The organism is Smaragdicoccus niigatensis DSM 44881 = NBRC 103563 (genome assembly GCF_000380645.1).
Classification (GTDB): Bacteria; Actinomycetota; Actinomycetes; order Mycobacteriales; family Mycobacteriaceae; genus Smaragdicoccus; species Smaragdicoccus niigatensis.
On the sequence record NZ_AQXZ01000019.1, the window covers coordinates 591,080 to 611,202 of the forward strand.

Here is a 20,123-nt window from a genome sequence, read left to right on the forward strand (position 1 = left end):
GAGGGGATCCGTTCAGACGTTGCTCTCATCCCACGGCACATCTTCCGGCAGCCTGGCGGCAGCGCCATCGCCGCGGCCTTCTGAAGCGCAAGTCAGCCCCAGCGTGTACGCCGCCATCGAGATCGAGCCGGCGGCGTGGCCTTGGACGAGTGGCTGTAGAGGTTCGTCGCCAGCCAGTCCGGCGATGTAGAGCAACGGCCAGAAGTGATCCGGAGTGGGCACCGCAAGGTCGTAGTCGCGGTGCCCGTCGAGCGTCGCGATGTCAGAAGGTCGACTTGTCAGGATCTCGCGGGCGTCATCGTCGAACCGCTGCGCCCACGGAAACGGCGAATCCGGCATCTTGTAGTTGACCGCGCGCAGGTTGTGCACGATGTTTCCGCTACCGACGATGAGCACACCGTCCTCGCGCAGCGGTCGCAGCTTCTCCCCCAACTCGAGATGCTGGTCCGTCGGCTTGAACGCGTTGAGGGACATCTGGACGACCGGGATGTCGGCGTCCGGGAAGGCGTGGAGCAACACTGACCAGGTGCCGTGGTCGATCCCCCAGCTGTCGATGTCGCGCCCCACCCAACGCGGCTGGCACACGTCGGCGACCTGGTACGCGAGTTCTGGCAATCCCGGCGCCGGATATTCGACGTCGAACAACTCCTGCGGGAAGCCGTAGAAGTCGTGGATGGTGCGCGGTCGCGGCATCGCGGTGACCGCCGTCGCGTTCGTGTACCAGTGCGCGGAGATCACGAGAATCGCGCGCGGACGAGGCACCGATTCGCCGAATACGCGCCAGGCCTCGGTGTACCGGTTGCGTTCGAGCGCGTTCATCGGGTTGCCATGACCAAGGAACGCCGCAGGCATCGTCACGAGATCACGGTAATCCGGTGCCTACCGACTCAGCGCCACGAACGTACGAACACACCTGCCCCGACGGCCGCGATTGCCAGCGCCAGTGGAATGTGGATTGCCGCAAGCACGCCGGTTTCGCCGACGAGGCCGCCCAAGTAAACCTCGACGGCCACCAGTGCGGTGTAGACAAGGGCGAGAGCTACCAGCGATCGTCGTCTGCGCAACTGCAGCAAACCGATCGCGCACGCGAGAATCGCCAACCCGAGTGCGATCAGCCCGCCGTCGCCATGGACGTCGATCCACTCTTCGTTGTAGCCCTCACCTTCCCGAAGAAAGAGGCCGGCCCACACGCCTTGCAGGACAACGACAAGAGTCGATGCACCGATGAGGAGATTGAAGGCACGGCTCGACGGCCCGGCTGCCGCCGGATGCGTGTGTTCGTGAAGTTCAGATGATTGCGCATGCCCCATGGCACACCTCCGCCGAAAGCGCGGCCCCACTGCCAGGGTCTGGCATCAATGCTACCGACGAACGGTTAGCGCGGCTGCCGCCGCCGAAGCGCCTTGCGAAGGGTCCGCACCGTGCGCGCGGCATGTACCCGCTGGGCCTCACATACCTGCGCGAAATCATGTTCGTTCACACCGTGCGCATGATCGCGCGACTTCCGCCAGCGCTCCTCCTGGTCCTCGTTCCAGCGGATCAAATTGTTGAGCAATCCTGCGTCGTACCCACAGATCGCGGCGGCCACCGAGGCCCGCAACGAGCCTGGGGCCGCGGACTCGATGTCGAACAGGTCCACCATCACCGGATGGATCTCGGGAGGCGGGTCGTCTGTCGCACTCGAATCAGCGTCCCCCTTCGCGAACACCCGCCCTCCGAGCCGCTCGGCCAGTTCGGCGTCGCGCGTCGCAACGGTGTCGACCAAGTGAGTCAGGAGAATCTGAAGATGTTCGGCTACGAACGGAGATCCCTGAAGTTCAGCGCTCGCGACGACCTTGTCGCCATCGAGCGTGAAGGTGACTCCAAGAATTTGGCGATTGAGGTCATTGACCGCACGCAACGCTTCCTCCGGGTCTCGCACACCGAGGACCATCTCCGCGAACAACCGGATCAGTGGCGAACCGCCACGTGTCTGAATGAAGATGACTGCCGAACCCTCGGGATACCGGAAGTCGCCGTCGAAATCCCGGACCGGGGTGTGCCCGAGCATCGGCCGAAGCGCCTCCTCGATCAACTCATCGAGATGTACCTTTCCGCGGGGAAGGACCGCGTCGACGCTCAGCCGCGCTTCTGGAAGGTCCGTTGCAGCCCGCCAATCAACGCTGGTGATGAGGAACGAGGGATGCACGACTCCGTACGCACGCCGCAGTGCACTGATGACCAGACTCGCGACATGGTCGACGTGGGTCGCCGGGAGGTCGACGGCGTAGTGGTGGGCAACCTTCGATGGCTTGGCGAAGCCGAGTTCGTGAAGCTGGCGCCGAGCCGTTTTGCTCAGCTTCTGACTCGACGCGAGAATCTTGTTGCTGGCGGCTTCCACGACGATTCGATCACCGTCGCGGCGCATGTGCACGGCTGCGGCAACACCGTCGAATTCGTCCAGGCCTTCGCGGCGAACGTCAAGCGTGGCCCGCGGTTCGAGCTCATCCAGGGCGTCCGCAAGGGATGCCAGAAAGCGGCGCCAGGCACTTTCCAGAGCGTCGTCCAGACCCGATCTGCTGTGGCTCATGAGGTCTCCAACTGCCGGCCACGTCATTGTGGCGGCAAAAATCGTATCGCGGAGACACCCACAAAAAGGCCCAGAATGGATAAGACCCCCTCCGGCAATGCCGGAGGGGGTCTGTAGTAGCGGGGACAGGATTCGAACCTGCGACCTCTGGGTTATGAGCCCAGCGAGCTACCGAGCTGCTCCACCCCGCGTCGGTGTGAACACAACATTACCCAGAGCTAGATCACACTCCAAATCGTATGGTCAGAGGCTTTTCGCACACAAAACCCGCAGGTCAGCGAGACGCCGAAGTGACCCAGATCGCAAAGATTCCGTGATCTACGCCTCGAAAGTTTTCGGACCCCTTTGCGCGAGTCCGGCCCAAGTCCTCGGACGGAGCAGGGCCAAGCCTGTCAAGCATGGGTCAATTTCTCGAATTCTCATGCGCTGCAATGTCTTTAATACGTCGGTACGTTCGGTCTCGCTGCGGAGCACTGCCTCCGACAGCGTCGAAAGGATCGAAAATCATGTCTTCCCTCGTCAAGAACTCGCGCGCCCTCGGTCTCGCCTCCGTCGCCGGTGCACTCGTCACCGTCCCGGTCGCGTTTGCGGCCGCACCGGCCAGCGCAGCCGCCGCGACGCACGACTGGAGCGGCGTCGCGCAATGCGAGAGCGGCGGAAACTGGAGCACCGACACCGGCAACGGGTATTACGGCGGCCTGCAATTCGCGCAGGGCACCTGGGAGGCAAACGGCGGCACGGCGTATGCCCCCACCGCGGCACAAGCCACCCAGGACCAACAGATCGCGGTCGCCGAGAACGTGCTCGCAACTCAGGGCCAGGGCGCGTGGCCGACGTGCGGTCAGTACCTCAGCGGCGGGTCGACCCCGGCACCCCAGGCCGCACCGGCGCCGGCACCTGCCGCAACCCTGGTGAGTGACGAAGCTCCGGCACCGCACTTCCGCACCGTCGCGTTCACGGCACCGCAGGCCGACGTCTACGAAGCTCCGGCACCCGCGGCGATCGTCGAGACCAGCTTCGCTCCGGCCCAGGGTCAGGCCGCGGTCGCGGTCGACGTTCGGGCCGATCAGGTTCGTTCGCGCATCGAGTCGGTGAAGGACCGCATCGCCGGCCTCCTGCCGCTCGGCAAGCGTGGCCACGACTGCCCCTGACGAGACGAAGTGGGGCCGTTCCGCAGTCTGCGGAACGGCCCCCCTCGTTTTTACGGACTAGCCCCCGAGAGCCTCGTACGCCTTGATCGCCTTATCCAGACGATCGAACGCCGCACCAAGCTGCCCGAGATCACCGCTGGTTTGCGCCGTGCGGACGGCCTCGAGCGAAGCGTCGATCTCCTTCACCGCGGCATCACGTGCCGGGTTGGACGCTCCACCCTGCTGGTTCGGCGGGTTCGGCTGGTTGGGCTGCGCCGGAGGCGTTCCCCCACCCTGGTCGGCCGTCGCGGCCTCGCTCGCGATCCGATCGCCGAACACCTGAGTGAGCGCTTCCTCCAAGGTCGGCGCGTATCCGACCCGGACGACTCCGCCCGCACTCGATGGCAAGCGATAACTCACCAGGACTCGAGACAGCTGCGGGAACGACGTCGTCGTGTTCTTGCGCTCGGTGTACAGCGGCTCGACGTACAGCACGCCACCGTCGGCGAACGGATACGTCAGCAGGTTGCCGTACTTGATGGCGTTCGAACCCTGCAACAGCGTGAGCCCGTTGGCGACCCGGTCGGTCGTGGTCATCGAACTCTGCATCTGTTGCGGACCCTGTGTTTGCGAGTCCGTCGGCAGTTGCAAGACCGTCAGCTTGCCGTACGTGGCCGGATCGCTGCTGGCCATGATGTACGCCGACAGGTACGGACGGTTGAAGCCGACCATTGCGCTGGTGAGGTTGAAGACCGGCTTGCCGCTCTTCTGATCACCCATCAGGACGTAATACGGCGGCTGCGGGCCGGCGTCACCGCCATCGACCGTCGGGTCGTCCGGAACCGACCAGAAGGCGTTGTTGGTGAAGAACTCACGCGGGTCGTCCACGTGGTAGCGCGTGAGCATCTCGCGCTGGACCTTGAACAGATCCTCCGGGTAGCGGAAGTGGTCCCGCAGTTCCTTCGAGATCGCGCTCTGCGGCTTGACCGTTCCCGGGAAGACGCCCATCCAAGCCTTGAGTACCGGGTCCTTGTCGTCGACCTGGTACAGCGTGATGGTGCCGTCGTACGCATCGACGGTCGCCTTCACCGAGTTTCGGATGTACGAGACTTCCTTCTGCGGGAGCGCTCGACCGGTCGTCTGGTCGATGCTGTCGTTCACCGAATCCTGCAGCGCGGTCTTCTGCGCATACGGGTAGTTCGCCAGCGTCGTGTATGCATCGACGATCCAGACGATCCGTCCGCCGACGACCGCCGGGTAGGCGTCGCCATCGGTGGTCAGCCAGGGCGCAACCTCGGTGACGCGGTCCCGCGGGTCGCGGTTGAAGATGAGCTTCGAGTTGTCGTTGAGCCCACCGAGGATGATCTTGCCCTCCATGTACTTCGCAGCGAAGGCCAAGCGGTTGAACCAGTTTCCGACTGGAACGCCGCCCTTGCCGTCGTAGGTGTACTGGGTGGTGTCGGTGTCGTACTCGCGCGGTGCCTCGCCCTTTGCGGCGCCGACGATCGCGTAGTCCGGGTCCTCCTGGGAGATGAGCTCGCCGTAGTAGATACGCGGCTGCGTCACCTTGATGAGCTGATTCGCCTTCTGCGACGCGAGGTCGCTCACCTGGTACCGCGGATATCCACTGTTGCTGGTGTCAGCCGAGTCGCCCGGGGCCGCATTGACCTTGTTGGCCTGCGCAACCACGAAGCCGTCGCCGTGGGTGTACACGGTGTGCCGGTTGATCCAGTCGCGCTGGTTGCCCTGGAAGTTGCCGGGAGCCAACTCACGCGCGGCGACGATGTAGTCCTGCATCTTGCCACTGATCGTGTACCGGTCGATGTCGAGCGACGGTTTGAAGCCGTAGATGTTCTTGAGGTTGATTTGCTGGTTGAACGTCGGTCCGAGCACGTTCGGGTCGAGCAGACGCGCGTATTCGATCGTCGTGCGGTCGGCGGGCACGTCGGCCGGGTCCTTGGTCCCCTCGCCGCTGTACGGCTCGTACACGACGTTGGTGATGCCGTACGCCTGTCGCGTCGCCGCGATGTTGCGCTGGATGTATTCGGCTTCCTTCTGGGCAGCCTGCGGGCGCACCGAGAACTGTTCGATCGCCAGCGGCCACACCGCACCGATGAGGATCGACGAGAAGACCAGCAACGCGGTCGCCAGCGCGGGAATCCGTAGGTCGCGCAGGAAGATTCCACCGAAGAACGCGATCGCGCACACGAGCGCGATCGACAGCAGGATCAGCTTCGCCGGCAGAACCGCGTTGATGTCGGTGAAGCCAGCACCGGTGAACGTGGGTTCCTTGCGCGAGCTCGACAGCAACGAGTACCGGTCGAACCAGTACGCAACCGCCTTGAGCAGCACGAACGTTCCTGCCAGCACCGCGAGTTGGACGCGCGCCGACCGCGTGAGGGCGCCGTCGCGACCAGACAGGCGCAGGCCACCGAAGATGTAGTGCGTCACCAGATTGGCGATGAACGCCAGCACGATCGCGGTGAACAGCCAGCCCAGCAGCATGTGGTAGAAGGGCAGGTCAAAGGCATAGAAGCCGACGTCGAGGCCGAATTGCGGGTCGTCGATGTTGAAGTCGCCGCCGTGCAGGAACAGCTGCACCGTCGTCCAGTTGGTCTGCGCGATGAGACCACACAGCAGACCCACCACGATCGGCAGCGTCACGCCGAAGCTTCGAAGGCGGCTGACGACCGTCGCGCGGTACCGCGCCAGCGGGTCGTTCGGGCCTGCAACCGGCACGAACACCGGGCGGGTGCGGTACGCCATCACCAGCGCGGCGAAGAGCGTGCCACCCACGAGCAGCGCGACGACGACACCCACGAGGATGCGCGTAAGCAGCATCTTGACGTAGACGCTGCGGTAGCCCGTTTCCCCGAACCACAACCAGTTCGTGTAGGCGTCGACGAGCCGGGGCCCGAACATCAACAGCAATGCCACGACGGCCAGCGAAATGGCGATTATTCGACTCCGCCGGGAAATCGTTGGCAGCCCGGACGACGCCCGATTGGCCACGTGACACTCTCCAAACATGTTAGGGGGTGTGATCTGCCGCCCACTCTACGTAAACGAACGCCCGGTTTGGCCAGTAAGAATCTCGAAGAACGATCTTGGGATGGGAGTATGTCCCGCATGGCAGGTACACCCACCCAGTCCGACCTCGGGCGCGCCATCCGCGACATCGCCGACCACCTCGGCGACATCGCGGAGGCGAACGCCCGGCCAGGACTGTTTGCGCTGGTCGAAACGAACGCGCTCATCCAACAAGACCCCTCGCTGGCCGACCAGCTCAGCGACGGTTCAGTCCTCACTGCGATCGAGCAGGAATTCCGCGCCGACGACGTCGAGGAGATGCTCGCGACCACCTCGTGGCCGCCGACGGTGGCCGGGTGTGTCCTCGTTCAGCCGATCGTCGTGCTGCCACCGCAAGCCGAACAGGATCTCGACTCCGCGTTCGAACCGCTGCTCGCCGACCCGACCGCCGCGGACGAAGCGGCCCGGACTTTGGCGACGTCCCATCCCGAACATCAGCGTGCACGTCTGCACGTCGGCGTCCTGCGCGGCGGAGTTTCAGTCGCGCTGCTGGAAATCACGATCGACGGGGTGCGGGAATTCCGCATTCACCCAAGTCTTGCGACGAATCTCATAGAGGCACTTTTCCGCACCCTCGATTAGCAGGCGGGGAGGTTCTTTCCGCCCGAGCTGAGGGACTTGAGAGAGTCCACGGCATCGGCAAGTCGCGTCACCTTGACGAGCTTGAGTCCGTCCGGCGCAGTCGCGTTGGCTTCCTTGCAGTTCTCGGCCGGGACGAGGAAGTACTGCGCGCCCGCATCCTTCGCAGCTTCCATCTTGTAGCGGATTCCACCGATCGGTCCGACGGTGCCGACCGAGTCGATCGTGCCGGTTCCGGCGATGAACTTGCCGTCGTTGAGTGGTCCCGGCGTCAGCTTGTCGATGACCGCGAGGGTGAACATCAGACCTGCCGAGGGACCGCCGATATCGGCAAGATTGAACGTGATCGTGAACGGAACGTCGGCGTCCTCTGAGAGACCGATGCCGAGGTATCCGCGTGTCTTGTCGTCCGGTCGCTTTCCGACAACGACCTCGACCTTGGTGTCCACGCCGTTGCGCTTAACCGTCAGCGGGAGTGTCGAGCCGGGCTTGTGGGAGCCGATGATCTCGGTGGCCGCATGCGACGAATCAATCGTTTGACCAGCGATTTCGACAATCTTGTCGCCCTGCTCGAGCTTGCCGGCAGACGGGCCGTCGGTCGCCACCTCGCCGACCGACACCTGGATCGAATAGCCGAGGTAGCGCGCCGCGGCGAGCTCGGCCGAGTTCTCCGACTTCTTGAACTCCGCCTGATTGCTCTTGTCGATCTGGTCCTTGGACTGCCCGGGCGGATAGACCTCAGAGCGCGGGACGACGCCCGAACTGCCGTCGAGCCAGTACGCAAGCGCCTCGAAGATCGAGAGTTTCGAACGCACCGAAACGGTCGTCATGTTGAGGTTGCCGGGCGGATTCGGATCGACGACGGCACCCTCGATGTCGACGACGGGCTTCTCGACGTCCTTTTTTATTTCGACCTTGCCGAGGGTGTTGTACGTGGGCCCAGGTTGGAGGGCCACATACGGGACGGAAACCTCAGATCCCAGGAAACCCAGGGCAGCAATCGGCACCACTGCTGCAAGCATCGTCGCGATCCGTACGTTCATCACCGCCAGCGTAAAGCAGGTTCGCTCGGACCGGACTTTCGCCTACGGCGTAGTCTGGCCGGTCCCAACTCCGGAGCCTCCCGGTACGGTTGAATCTATGAGCGATTTCGGTTTCGGCTTCGGTAACTCGCCGGAAGACTCCGACCCCGACCGCAAGCGCGGTCCGGAGGGTCAGGGCAACCCCTTCGGTTTCGGCGGCCCCGGCCAGGGCGGTGGCTTCGACGCCAACGCGCTCGGTCAGATGCTTCAACAGTTCGGCCAGATGCTCACGAACATGGGCCAGGCGACGACAGGGTCGGGGTCCAACTCCCCCATCAACTACGACCTTGCCAAGCAGCTGGCTCACCAGTTCGTCGGATCGACCCCGTCGATCTCCGCTGGTGCGTCGTCCGCCGCCTCTGATTCGGTTCACCTGGCGGAACTGTGGCTCGACGAGGCCACGACTTTCCCGGCCGGCGCCACCCGCACCGTCGCGTGGAGCCCGAGTGAGTGGATCGACGGCACGATCGACACCTGGAAGCGTCTCTGCGACCCGGTGGCCGCACAGATCAACGGCATGTGGACGCAGAACCTCCCGGCAGAGGCACAGCAGTTCGCCGGTCCCGTCATTGGGATCATCGGCCAGATGGGCGGCATGGCCTTCGGCTCGCAGCTCGGCCAAGCGCTGGCGCAGCTGTCGAAAGAGATCCTGACCTCGACTGACATCGGACTCCCCCTCGGACCGACGGGCGTCGCCGCTGTCCTGCCGGGTGCGATCTCGCAGTTCGCCAAGGACATCGAGCAGCCCGAGCGCGAAGTGTTCGTCTTCATCGCCGCTCGCGAAGCAGCGCACCAGCGACTGTTCCACCACGTTCCGTGGTTGCGCCAGCGCGTGCTCGCGACCGTCGAGGAATTCGCCCGCGGCATCAAGGTCGACACCTCGGCCATCGAGGAACTCGCGTCGGGAATCGACCCGATGACGATGTTCAGCGACCCGTCGAAGCTCGAAGAGATCCTGTCGAAGGGCGCTTTCGAACCGCAGACGACGCCCGAGCAGAAGGCGACACTCGAGCGCCTCGAAACCCTCCTCGCGCTCATCGAGGGCTGGGTCGACACCGTGGTGAAGCAGGGTCTTGGCGAGCGACTTCCCGGCGTGGGCGCGATGTCGGAGACGCTGCGTCGCCGCCGCGCCGCCGGTGGTCCGGCCGAGCAGACGTTCGCGACGCTCGTCGGCCTCGAACTTCGCCCGCGCAAGCTGCGTGAGGCAGCCGCGCTGTGGCAGCAACTCACCGACCAGCGCGGGATCGAAGTTCGGGATGCCGTGTGGGCGCACCCGGACCTCATGCCCGACGCGCGCGATCTCGACGACCCGACCGCGTTCGTCGCACACACCGGCGTCGCGAGCTCGGATTTCGACGAGGCTCTCCGGAAGCTGAACGAAGAGGAGCCCGGCGAGGAGCCGCAGTAGCGGCAGTGTCAGGACACTAAAGCTGGAGCTGCGTCGTTTCGTCGAACTCGATGGTGTCCTGCGTGCCCTTCACGTTGAGCGTGTAGGTGCCGCTAGGCACATTGTCGAGCACGAAGACCGCGTAACTGGACCCTGTCTTACCGCCCGGACCGGGCTGTTCATACACGGCTGGACTTCGATCGTCCATGTGCACTTGCTGCCCGTTGGGATCGGTCAGGGTCCACGCACTCCCCTGATAGAAGATGTCACCGCACGATTCCGCGCACGAGAACGTGAACTCGATCCAGAGTTCGTGCTTGCCCTTCTCGCCCGGCGCGTAGCTGGGCCAGAGGTAGGCGCTCGCCAGCTGCAGCGTTGGGCCTGACCCGATCGTCTGTCCGACGGAAATTCCGCGCGGTTCCTCGGTCACCACAGTGCCGTTGGGCCCAAACGGAATCCGGGTCTGGTTGGTCGCGGTGTCGCCGTAGACGAGCACCATCGTGTCAAGCAGTTGATCGAGGTTGGCGAACTGTTCCTGCACCGTGATCTCACGCTTCGCGGTGCCCTGTCCGATGGCCAACCCCGGGATCTTGGGACTCGTGAACTCGAGGTCCGAGGAGTCGTCCTTCCACTCGAGATGACCGACGCGCCCCGTGTCATTGTCGGTGCCGTCGAAGCCGGGTCGATGCGCCGCGTTGATCAGGTTCCGATAGGTCAGGGCGATGTCGATCTGCACCTGCGAGTCCTGGAGGGACTTCGCAGTCACCTTGTCGACGGTGATCTCAAAGCCGTCGTACCAGGCCTTCTTGCCGACCGCGCGCTCCACGGGCTGGGTGGAGCCCGCGGACGTCTGTCCCACGGCATTTCCGCTGGTGCTGTTGCCGCAGGCGGCGACCAGCAAGGCCACCGCGCTCAACAACACGAAAACGTGTTTCATGGTGAATCCCTTGGAGTACACCCGGATCGGCCGAATCCGGGCAGAAAGGTGAGCAGAGTCCAACCCCACGGTGCCTATTTCCTCCCAAAACGCGGGCCTACGTTCAGATAACCAACACTCGAGGACTTGAGGGAACGATGTCGCTACAACAATTTCGCTGGAAGCTGTTTCTGATCCTGGGCGGCGGCTTCGGCGTCTTCACCGGTGCGCTCACCGCATTCCAGGACGACGTCGCCGCAGGTATCGGGCGCGGGATCATTGGTGGCCTCTTTTTCGGTGTCATCATGACGCTCTTCCTGTCACGGCGCCAGGCGTCCGCGATCAAGAAGGCCGGCTGGACCGACGACAAGGTATTCAATGTCGTTCAGGACGGCGCGGTAGACCTACCAATGCCGCCCGACGAGGCATTTGGCCAAGTCGAGCACGCAGTACTCCAACTTCCATCGCGGATCGTCACCGCGAACCCGGAGGCCGGCGAGATCACTGCACGAGTTCCGATGTCCTGGAACAGCTGGGGCGAAGTCCTGCAGGTACGAATCGAATCAACGCCTGCCGGATCAATCGCACGAATTTCCAGCCGTCCGCGGATGCGCCTCACGGTTGCCGACTTCGGAAAGAACCGCACGAACGTCGAGCGCATTGCTGCCGCGCTGCTGTCCGGTTCACCGGCCTGAACCGGCGGCCTGTGGATAGAGAAATCCACGGTCCGCGTTTTCTGGCAATACTCGAGTCCATGGCCCGCTCGCAGACGCTTCGACTCAACCCCGAAACCATCGTTTTGCACCGCCGCAATGGCGACGTTCAGTTCGGGTGGGACCCCGACTCCGCAGTCGTCGTTGCGATCGAGTCGAGCGCGGATCGACGCGCGGTTCTCGAACTGATCCGTCTGCTCGACGGCACTCTGCCCGTCGCTGTCGCCGTCCGGCGAGCCGCCGAGGCCGGGCTTCCCACCGACCGCTCTGCGCAGATCATCTCGGATCTGCGCAGGTCCGGGCACATCGTCGGAGATCGAAGTGGGAGTCCGCGCACCGTCCGCGTCCACGGTGACGGGCCGTTGGCCGAGTCGATTTCCGCACGCTTGTCCGCGACGTCGGTCTCCGTGGTTCGCTCACGGTCGGTTAGAACGCTGGCAGACGTCCGACGCTGGACGTGCGACCTCGTCGTTCTCGCCGACAGCCTCGTATGGGACCCCTCATTCATTGCCGAATTGCTGGACGCGGGGCTGGTTCACCTCCAGGTTCGGGTCCGTGATGGCAAGGGAATCGTCGGCCCGCTCGTGCATCCCGGGGTCAGCAGCTGCCTACTTTGTGCTGACCTCACCCGGTCCGAATTCGACCCGGAATGGCCGCTGCTGGCGTCCCAACTACTCGGAAAGGTCGGCCTCGGTAGTCCGGAAATAATTATGGCCACAACATCTTTCGCGATTTCCGAGATTCACAATCACTTCGACTCTGAAGTGAGCAGGGAGACCGTCACACCGAACGCGACCGTTGAGATTTGTACCAACCGCCTCGACACGGGACGACGCCACTGGCCGATTCATCCAGATTGCCGTTGCCAGAACCTTCACAACCACCCCAGACGGCTCGCCGATACCGTGTCATGATGGGGCCGTGTCAGATATCCCGCGGCGTCGTTCAGCGAGGAACGCGAAGCTCGCGAGCATCCCGCTGGGGATGGCGGGGCGTGCTGCCGCGGGACTGGGCAAGCGGATGGTCGGCGGTGACCGCGAGGAAATCCGGGCACAACTGAGCCAGAAGGCCGCTGACCAGCTGTTCACGGTGCTCGGCGAGCTCAAGGGCGGCGCCATGAAGCTCGGTCAAGCACTGAGCATCATGGAAGCTGCCGTCCCCGACAAGTGGGCCGAGCCCTACCGCGACGCGTTGACCAAACTGCAGGCGCAGGCCCCGCCGATGCCCGCCAAGCACGTCCATCGGATGCTCGACCAGCAGCTTGGGACGATGTGGCGGCAACGCTTCACGTACTTCGATGACACTCCCGCCGCATCCGCGAGCATCGGTCAGGTCCACCGCGCGGTGTGGTCGGACGGACGTGAAGTCGCCGTGAAAGTTCAGTACCCGGGCGCAGACGAGGCGCTTCGCGCAGATTTGAAGACACTCGGGCGTCTCGTGGGGCTCATCGCAAACGTCATCCCGGGGATCGACGTCAAGCCGATCATCAGCGAGCTCAACGAACGCACCGAGGAAGAGCTCGACTACCGGATGGAAGCAGACAACCAGCGTCGATTCGCGAAGATCTTCAACGGCGATCCGAACTTCCTGGTGCCGCGCGTCGTGGCGAGTTCGCCGAAGGTTGTCGTGACCGAATGGGTTGACGCAAAGCCGCTTTCGCAGATCATCAAGAGCGGCAGCCAACACGAGAGAAACCTCGCCGGCGAGCTCATCGCGACGTTCCACTTCTCGTCGCCGGCCTTGGTGGGGCTGCTACACAGCGACCCGCATCCGGGCAATTTCATGCTGCGCAACTCCGAGCAGCTGGTCGTCGTCGATTTCGGTGCGTGCGCGCCGCTGCCCGGCGGACTGCCGGAGGGACTGGGCGTCATGCTGCGGCTCGCCGCCGCGGAGAAATTCGACGAGCTGATCGACATCCTGCACGAACACAAGTTCGTCATCCCCGGGAAGCAGATCACCGCCGAGGAGATCGACGACTACCTGCGTCCCTTCACCGACCCGATCAAGAGCGAGCGCTTCCACTTCACGAGGGCGTGGTTGCAGAAGGCCGCCGGAACCGCGGCGTCGGACTTCGACGCGCAGTTCCGCACGATTCGCACTCTGCAGATGCCGCCCGAATACCTCATGATCTTCCGCGTCCTCACCGGCTCCGTGGGCGTGTGCTCTCAGCTCAGCGCGGAAGCTCCGTACATGCAGATCGCGCAGCAGTGGCTGCCCGGTCTGGCGGACCAACATTGACCGACCGACCGGGGCTTCCACACACGTATGCATGGGCATGCGAGACGGGCGGGCGCCTCACCGCCGCGCAGAAAACGATTGTTCGATCGGGTATTCGTGCAGGTTATGTCGACATCGTTCGCGGGCTTGCCGGTCGAGTATTCCGACGTCCGCCTTCGTTCGACGTCACGACACCGCCCGATTCTCGCCTGACTCGGACAGCCGTCGAAGCTGCGGCCGAGCAGGGCCCGGCCATCGCGGGCCACGGATATCGCACGTGGATGCTGGGAAGTGCGCTGGGCTCGGCTGATCGTCAGAATCTGGACGCTGAACTGCTTTACGTGACATCCCTGCTTCACGATTCGGGCATGATGCGTGAGGTCGTCGGCCAGGACTTCACGGTTCGATCAGCCGAACTACTGCTCGACGTGTTCGCCCGAGCGGGCGAACCCGAGACTCGCGGTCTGCTCGCGGCCGATGCGGCGGTGGCGCACGCGAGCCCCGGTTTGTCGGTCGACGATGATCCGATCGGCTTCTATGTGCAGGCCGGAGCGATGGCGGATCTCGCCGGACTCCGAATGTGGGACCTACCCGGCGGTCTCCTGGCGCGGGCATATCGGGAACACCCTGCGGCCGGTGTGCACCAGTCGATTCCGGTACTCATCCGTCGCGAGGCGCGGGACGTGCCGGATGGCCGGTTCGCATTGCTACGTAGGGCGGGGATGGATCGAATGGTGCAGGTGTCGCCGACGCGCTTGTACGCACGCTGAAACGAGAAATGGCTGCCTGGATTCGGCAAATCCAGGCAGCCAAATCCAGGCAGCCATTGTCAGGCGGAGTGACACGGGCCGTCACAGTCACGCGCAGTCCTTACGTGGACGACCACGCGGACGCTTCCGAGCGACGATCACACCGCGCTCGAAAATTTCTCCACCCCAAACGCCCCAGGGCTCCTCACGGCTGAGCGCTTCAGCGAGACAACGCTGCCGAACCGGGCAAGCGGAACAGCGCTGCTTGGCCTCTTCGAGCAGGTGAGGAGTGTCGGCGAACCAGAGGTCAGGCTCTTCCCGACAGGGCAATTTCAACGGAGGCCGGCCGGTCAACACGGCGGTCATGAGGGTTCTCCTTCAGATTTGGAAAGTCTTGGTAACTCGGTGCGAACCGGGCGACTTCCCTCATCGAGAGAGAAAGCCTGGCCACGATTCGCGATGATCAGTGGCCAGGTGCTGAATTCAGATCAGCTATGCCACTGCCGATTTACGGCAAAGTGCCACGGGCCACGATCACGCATGGGCTGCGCAGAGGCAGCGGTGATTGTCTGCTTGTAAGCGGCGAGCAGAATCATGATCGGGGCACCGTCCTTTCCATATCCAAAAGGTGACTTCATCCAAGGTACGCAACGATGGACATTCCGCACAACATATTTTCTACCTGCGGAAACAGGTTCTGGAGCTACTGTCCTTCGCGCGCTGGGATGCAGACGCCCATGCTCGACGACATCACTTCGCCGTCCGGGCAGGGATTGTCGCCTTCGTTCTGGGGCATACAGACACCCATCGCGGACGAGTAGACCTCGCCGTCCGGACACGGGTTGGTTCCCTCGGCGCTCGAAACGCACCCACCCATGCTCGACGAGTACACCTCGCCTTCCGCGCACTGGTTTCGACCTTCGTCGGCACTGATGCACTGCGCCATCGAGGAGGAGTACACCTGGCCGGAGGGACAGGCCGCCGCAGAGGCCGGGGCCGGCGCGGGCGGTTGAGTCGTGGTGGTTGTCGTCGGCGTGGTCGCCGTGGTGGTCGTCGCCCGTGCGGACGACGTCTGGGTCACCGAACCTCCACCGCCCCCGCACGCTGCCAAGCTGAACGCACACAGCGCGCAAATGGCCGAAATGATGAGACCGACGTGGCGCATGTCGCCTCCCAGGGCGAAGGGCTTCTCGTCCGCTCGGACGCACTCGGAAAGTATCAAGGTCATGTCCGGATTGCGCCGCTTACAACGGTTTTGGCCCTATCGAGCGCTCTTTTCCTTCACGATCGTCAGCACGTCTTCGCCGAACCGCTCGAGCTTCTTCGCACCGATCCCTGGAATGCCCACCAGCGCCCGCTCGTCTGCAGGCGCGAGTTCGGCGATCGCGACGAGCGTCGCATCGGTGAACACCACGAACGCCGGAACCGACAGCTCGCGTGACTTCTCGAGCCGCCAGGCCTTCAGCGACTCGAGCAATTCGAGATCGAGATCCGACGGGCACTCCTCGCAACGTCCCAACAGCACGGACGCCGCGCCATTGAGCGGCTTTCCGCATACCCGGCACGTCGGACGCTTGCGCTGCTGTTTGTCCGACACGACGCGCGCCGATGGGAGGTTGTCCGGAACAAGCCCGGTGAGGAAGCGCGAGCGGCGTCTCCCCTGGCGGCCACCCGGATTCCGGGCCAGCGCCCACGACAGCTCAAGGTAGGTGCGCGCTCGGGTCACACCGACGTACAGCAGGCGACGCTCTTCCTCGAGACCTTCATAGTCCGGTCCCGATTCGCTGTCGCCGGACACGTGCGAAATCGGAAGCGTGCCGTCGCAGAGACCGATGAGGAAAACCGCGTCCCACTCGAGCCCCTTTGCCGCGTGCATCGACGCCAACGTGACGCCCTCGACGACGGGAGGGTGGCGAGCCTCGGACCGGGCCGAGATGTCTTGCATCAGCGCATCGATGCTCAGGTCGGGGGTGTGCGACAGCAGTTCCTCGGTGAGGGTCACGAGCGCGTTGAGCGAGGCCCATCGCTCACGTGCCTGGGTTCCCTCAGGTTCGGCATTGGTCAACCCGAGGGGCACGAGCGTCGCTCGGACGAGCTTCACGAGGCCTTCGGCTGACCGCGCCTCTTCCGGCAGGTCGGACCGTGCGGCGGTGTTCCGCAGGGCCGTAATCGCCTGGCGCACCTCGGCGCGGTGGAAGAACGCCTCACCACCGCGCACCTGATACGGAATCCCGAGTTCGGTGAGCGCCTGCTCGTACAGCTCCGACTGTGCGTTGATGCGGTACAGGACGGCAATCTCCGACAGAGAGGTCCCTTGATCGACGAGGTCCTTGATCTTCGCGGCAACCGCGGCCGCCTCGGCATGCTCGTCCGCATGCTCGGTGAATACCGGCTCGGGCCCTGGCGGCCGCTGACCGATGAGCTGCAGGCGCGTGCCCGCGATGCGGCCGCGCGCTCCACCGATCACTCGGTTGGCCAGTGAGACGACCTGCGGTGTCGACCGATAGTCGCGCTCGAGTCGAACGAGGGTCGCGTCCGGGTACTTGCGTGTGAAGTTGAGCAGGAACTTCGGCGTCGCTCCCGTGAAGGAGAAGATCGTCTGGTTGGCATCACCGACGACCGTCACATCGTCGCGATCACCCAGCCAGGCATCGAGGACTCGCTGTTGAAGCGGTGTGACGTCCTGGAACTCGTCCACGACAAACGACCGGTACCGATCGCGAAACTCGATGGCGATCTCCTCGTTGTCCTCGAGGGCGCCGGCCGTATGCAGAAGCATGTCATCGAAGTCGAGGAGCATGACATCACCGCGGCGCTTGAACTCTTCGTACTGGTCGTAGACCGCAGCGACCTTGCCGGCTTCCGCCGGGACGTTTCGCTTCTCGCGCGTGACGGCCTTGTAGTAGTCCTCGGGGGCGATGAGTGACGCTTTCGCCCACTCGATCTCGGCGGCGAGGTCTCGAATGTCGTCGGTGGACGACGGCAACCCCACGCGGCGTGCCGACTGTCCGACCAGCGCGAACTTACTGTCGAGCAACTGCCACTCGATATCGCCGACGACCTTGGGCCAGAAGTACCGCAGCTGACGCATCGCGGCAGCGTGGAAGGTACGCGCCTGCACCTGATTCGCCACACCACCGAGCCCGAGCGTACGCAGGCGAGAGCGCAGCTCACCTGCCGCACGGGCGGTGAACGTCACCGCAAGGACCTGGCTCGGCACGACATGACCGCGCTGTACGAGATGCGCGATGCGATGCGTGATCGTTCGGGTCTTGCCCGTTCCGGCGCCGGCCAGCACGCAGACCGGACCGCGCGGTGCGGTGACCGCGGCGAGCTGTTCTGGATCGAGGCCGTCTAGACGCATGCCGCCCATCATTGCAGCGACCTACGACAAGTCGCGATCTAGGCTGTGAGTCTGCGCACACGCGGGAAATGTTGTTGGTCACCGAGCGTTAATCAAGCTGTGAGTAGTGCCGTGCAAACCGTGAACAAAGCTGTTCGTGAACCCATCACCATGTACTCGACCGCATGGTGTGGTTACTGCCGTCGCCTGAAGATCCAGCTCAAGGCCGCGCGAATCCCGTTCGTCGAAGTCGACATCGAGGAAGACAGCGCATCCGCCGATTTCGTCCGCGGTATCAACGGCGGAAACCACACCGTCCCGACGGTGAAATTCCCGGATGGCCGCACCGCGACCAACCCGACGCTCGCCGTGGTGGAACGGATGCTCGCCGGGCGCTGAACGCCCTGGTCAGAGCCAGTGATCGATGATCTTCCGGGCGATCGATAGCCCGCCCGGAAGCAGCAGCGGAACGTCTGTCTGCGCCGACGTCCAGTCCCCCAGTTCGCGCGCGCGACGGACGTCATCGCGCGTGAACCAGCGCGCCTCAGCGATCTCACCATCTCGATATTCGAGTTCCTGCTGCGGGTCGCCGACCGCGGTGAATCCGAGCATCAGCGACCGTGGGAACGGCCACGGCTGACTGCCGAAGTATTGGATGTCGGAAACGTCGATCCCGACCTCTTCGCGGATCTCGCGTGCGACACATTCCTCGGCCGATTCGCCGGCCTCCACAAAGCCTGCCAACAGCGCATACCGCGGGCCCGAAATTCCGGTCCGGCGGGCGAGCAACGCACGGTCGGCGCCATCGTGGACGAGACAGATGACGGCCGGATCGGTGCGCGGGAACTCCTCACGGCCGTTGGCGTGCACGCGCGTCCAGCCACCCCGGGAACGCTGCATCGGAGTGCCGTCGAACGAACTGAATGCGGACGCATCGTGCCAGTTGAGCAGGGCCAATGCCGTGAAGAGCAGCGCCCGGGCATCGGATTCGAGCTCCGCACCGAGAAGCCGAAGCATGCGCAACGCCTCGTCGCCCATCCGCGCCTTTGCCGCGCGGTAAGCCCAGGTGTGCTCGCCGTTCCAGAGCCCAAGAAAGACCGCTTCCTCGGGCGGCTGGGCGCCGACGACGACAGCGTCCTCGAGCTGCAGCGATCCCTGGTTGACGATCGCGGCGTCCGGAACGCCGAAGCGAAGCACCTTGGCTGAGGTCCAGCCCGCCCGCAGCGCAGCCGGATCCGAGCGCAGATGCTCGGCACGTTCAAATCGGTTCGTCATGGTCACCCGTGTACTCGTCGGATGTAGAGCAGTTTGTCGCCGGCCTCGAGCGCATCCACTTCGGCTTCACCGACACGCACCAACTGTCCAGCGCGAACGACGCCCAAGACGATGTCGCGAAGGTGTCGCGGCGATCCTCCGACCTCTTCACGCTCGACCTCGCGCTCGGCAACAGCGAAACCGGCCTCCGGGGTCAGCAGGTCCTCGATCATCTCGACGACGCGCGGTGTGGTCGTCGCAATGCCGAGCAGCCGTCCAGCGGTTTCCGATGAAACGACCACGGAGTCTGCACCGGATTGCCGGACGAGGTGGGTGTTCTCCGCCTCTCGGATCGCGGCGACGATCTTCGCGTGGGGCGAGAGTTCCCGGGCCGTAAGGGTGACGAGCACGGCGGTGTCGTCGCGGTTGGCGGCGACGATGATCGATGACGCGTTGGGCACACCGGCCAGCCGCAGGACTTCCGAACGCGTGGCGGACCCGTGGACCGTCACCAGCCCCAGTCCCGCCGCGGCCTCGAGAGCAGCTGCATCGGTGTCGACGACGACGATCTCGTCCGCGGGAACGTCGTCGCTCATCATCGCGTTCACCGCGGTTCGGCCCTTGGTGCCGAATCCGATGACCACGGTGTGATTGCGCACCTTGCGCCTCCATTGCTGAATCTTGAAAGCCTGCCGCGAGCGCTCCGTGAGCAGGGCGAGCGTGGTTCCGACGAGGACGATGAGGAAGAGGATGCGCAGCGGCGTGATGACGAGGATATTGATGAGTCGCGCGGAGGCGCTCACGGGCGTGATGTCGCCATATCCGGTCGTCGATAGCGACACCGTCGCGTAGTACAGCGCATCGAGGTACGACAGTTCGTCGCCGTTGTTGTCTTTGTAGCCAGCGCGCCCGAGGTAGACGATCGTCGCGGCCGCAATCAGCGCGAGCATGCCGATGCTGATTCGTCGAACGATCGCCCGCAGTGGGCTGGACTGGAGTTCTGGGATGCGCAGAATGCCGACCAGCGCGAACCCGGGCCGGTGACTGAGACGGTCGGCGTCGGCCGCCGTCGGACGCGGTAGAGCCATCGCGGC

19 protein-coding genes and 1 tRNA gene are annotated in these 20,123 nt (G+C 64.2%); 8 read left to right on the plus strand and 12 right to left on the minus strand.

What is annotated here, in order from left to right; translation table 11 throughout:
- Nucleotides 1-12 precede the first annotated feature (12 nt).
- From ygiD to F600_RS0123980, 4 genes are all read right to left on the minus strand, one after another.
- Nucleotides 13-852: a 4,5-DOPA-extradiol-dioxygenase gene (gene ygiD / locus F600_RS0123965; RefSeq protein ID WP_040632574.1), complete on the minus strand. Its 840-nt coding sequence runs from the start codon at nt 850-852 to the stop codon at nt 13-15.
- A gap of 35 nt (nt 853-887) precedes the next feature.
- Nucleotides 888-1,310, minus strand: a complete 423-nt coding sequence (locus F600_RS0123970) for a hypothetical protein (RefSeq protein WP_018163206.1) — start codon at nt 1,308-1,310, stop codon at nt 888-890.
- 65 nt (nt 1,311-1,375) lie between these two features.
- Nucleotides 1,376-2,569 carry a T3SS (YopN, CesT) and YbjN peptide-binding chaperone 1 gene (locus F600_RS0123975; protein WP_060934631.1) on the minus strand — a complete coding sequence of 398 codons (1,194 nt, stop codon included), beginning with the start codon at nt 2,567-2,569 and terminating at the stop codon, nt 1,376-1,378.
- Nucleotides 2,570-2,686: 117 nt separating this feature from the next.
- Nucleotides 2,687-2,760, minus strand: a tRNA-Met gene (locus tag F600_RS0123980).
- Nucleotides 2,761-3,075: 315 nt separating this feature from the next.
- Here F600_RS0123980 and F600_RS29665 point away from each other — a divergent pair.
- Nucleotides 3,076-3,720, plus strand: a complete 645-nt coding sequence (locus F600_RS29665; RefSeq protein ID WP_018163208.1) for a transglycosylase family protein — start codon at nt 3,076-3,078, stop codon at nt 3,718-3,720.
- A gap of 57 nt (nt 3,721-3,777) precedes the next feature.
- Here F600_RS29665 and F600_RS0123990 read toward each other — a convergent pair whose 3' ends face one another.
- A complete protein-coding gene (locus F600_RS0123990; protein ID WP_051090901.1) occupies nt 3,778-6,729 on the minus strand; it encodes a UPF0182 family protein in 2,952 nt (983 codons plus the stop codon).
- A gap of 99 nt (nt 6,730-6,828) precedes the next feature.
- Here F600_RS0123990 and F600_RS0123995 point away from each other — a divergent pair, with 99 nt between their 5' ends.
- Nucleotides 6,829-7,371 carry a PPA1309 family protein gene (locus F600_RS0123995; protein ID WP_018163210.1) on the plus strand — a complete coding sequence of 181 codons (543 nt, stop codon included), beginning with the start codon at nt 6,829-6,831 and terminating at the stop codon, nt 7,369-7,371.
- Here F600_RS0123995 and F600_RS0124000 read toward each other — a convergent pair.
- A complete protein-coding gene (locus F600_RS0124000) occupies nt 7,368-8,411 on the minus strand; it encodes a YlbL family protein (RefSeq protein WP_018163211.1) in 1,044 nt (347 codons plus the stop codon). The two genes, F600_RS0123995 and F600_RS0124000, sit on opposite strands and share 4 nt — an antisense overlap.
- A 97-nt stretch (nt 8,412-8,508) precedes the next feature.
- On the opposite strand from F600_RS0124000, the gene F600_RS29670 reads away from it, so the two are divergent.
- Nucleotides 8,509-9,858 (plus strand): zinc-dependent metalloprotease, encoded by a 1,350-nt coding sequence (locus F600_RS29670; protein ID WP_018163212.1) that lies wholly within the window; start codon nt 8,509-8,511, stop codon nt 9,856-9,858.
- Between the two features lie 16 nt (nt 9,859-9,874).
- On the opposite strand, the gene F600_RS30880 is transcribed toward F600_RS29670, so the two are convergent.
- Entirely contained in the window at nt 9,875-10,774 is a 900-nt protein-coding gene (locus F600_RS30880; RefSeq protein WP_156024805.1) for a hypothetical protein, read from the minus strand.
- Between the two features lie 137 nt (nt 10,775-10,911).
- Between F600_RS30880 and F600_RS0124015 the strand changes: the two genes are divergently transcribed.
- From F600_RS0124015 to F600_RS30885, 4 genes are read left to right on the plus strand one after another with little or no spacing between them, the layout of a single operon-like run.
- The gene (locus tag F600_RS0124015; RefSeq protein WP_018163214.1) at nt 10,912-11,448 is read left to right on the plus strand and encodes a DUF1499 domain-containing protein; all 537 of its coding nucleotides are present in this window, start codon (nt 10,912-10,914) and stop codon (nt 11,446-11,448) included.
- Between the two features lie 59 nt (nt 11,449-11,507).
- On the plus strand, nt 11,508-12,380 hold the full coding sequence (locus tag F600_RS29680; RefSeq protein WP_018163215.1) for a hypothetical protein: 873 nt from the start codon (nt 11,508-11,510) through the stop codon (nt 12,378-12,380).
- A gap of 7 nt (nt 12,381-12,387) precedes the next feature.
- Nucleotides 12,388-13,704 carry an ABC1 kinase family protein gene (locus tag F600_RS0124025; protein WP_026306896.1) on the plus strand — a complete coding sequence of 439 codons (1,317 nt, stop codon included), beginning with the start codon at nt 12,388-12,390 and terminating at the stop codon, nt 13,702-13,704.
- Nucleotides 13,701-14,453, plus strand: a complete 753-nt coding sequence (locus F600_RS30885) for an HD domain-containing protein (protein ID WP_018163217.1) — start codon at nt 13,701-13,703, stop codon at nt 14,451-14,453. The genes F600_RS0124025 and F600_RS30885 overlap by 4 nt, the downstream gene beginning before the upstream one ends.
- Nucleotides 14,454-14,540: 87 nt before the next feature.
- Here F600_RS30885 and F600_RS31400 read toward each other — a convergent pair whose 3' ends face one another.
- The 3 genes from F600_RS31400 to F600_RS0124040 form a co-directional block, all read right to left on the minus strand.
- Nucleotides 14,541-14,798, minus strand: a complete 258-nt coding sequence (locus F600_RS31400) for a WhiB family transcriptional regulator (protein WP_081629010.1) — start codon at nt 14,796-14,798, stop codon at nt 14,541-14,543.
- A 337-nt stretch (nt 14,799-15,135) separates the two neighbouring features.
- The gene (locus F600_RS0124035; protein ID WP_018163218.1) at nt 15,136-15,660 is read right to left on the minus strand and encodes a hypothetical protein; all 525 of its coding nucleotides are present in this window, start codon (nt 15,658-15,660) and stop codon (nt 15,136-15,138) included.
- A gap of 33 nt (nt 15,661-15,693) precedes the next feature.
- Nucleotides 15,694-17,808, minus strand: coding sequence for an ATP-dependent DNA helicase UvrD2 (locus F600_RS0124040; protein ID WP_018163219.1), 2,115 nt, complete (start codon nt 17,806-17,808; stop codon nt 15,694-15,696).
- A gap of 138 nt (nt 17,809-17,946) precedes the next feature.
- Here F600_RS0124040 and F600_RS0124045 point away from each other — a divergent pair, with 138 nt between their 5' ends.
- Nucleotides 17,947-18,174, plus strand: a complete 228-nt coding sequence (locus F600_RS0124045; protein WP_040632584.1) for a mycoredoxin — start codon at nt 17,947-17,949, stop codon at nt 18,172-18,174.
- 9 nt (nt 18,175-18,183) lie between these two features.
- On the opposite strand, the gene nudC is transcribed toward F600_RS0124045, so the two are convergent.
- Both nudC and F600_RS0124055 read right to left on the minus strand, forming a co-directional pair.
- Nucleotides 18,184-19,050 (minus strand): NAD(+) diphosphatase, encoded by an 867-nt coding sequence (nudC, locus tag F600_RS0124050; RefSeq protein WP_051090902.1) that lies wholly within the window; start codon nt 19,048-19,050, stop codon nt 18,184-18,186.
- A 2-nt stretch (nt 19,051-19,052) separates the two neighbouring features.
- A complete protein-coding gene (locus tag F600_RS0124055) occupies nt 19,053-20,117 on the minus strand; it encodes a potassium channel family protein (RefSeq protein ID WP_018163222.1) in 1,065 nt (354 codons plus the stop codon).
- Nucleotides 20,118-20,123 lie beyond the last annotated feature (6 nt).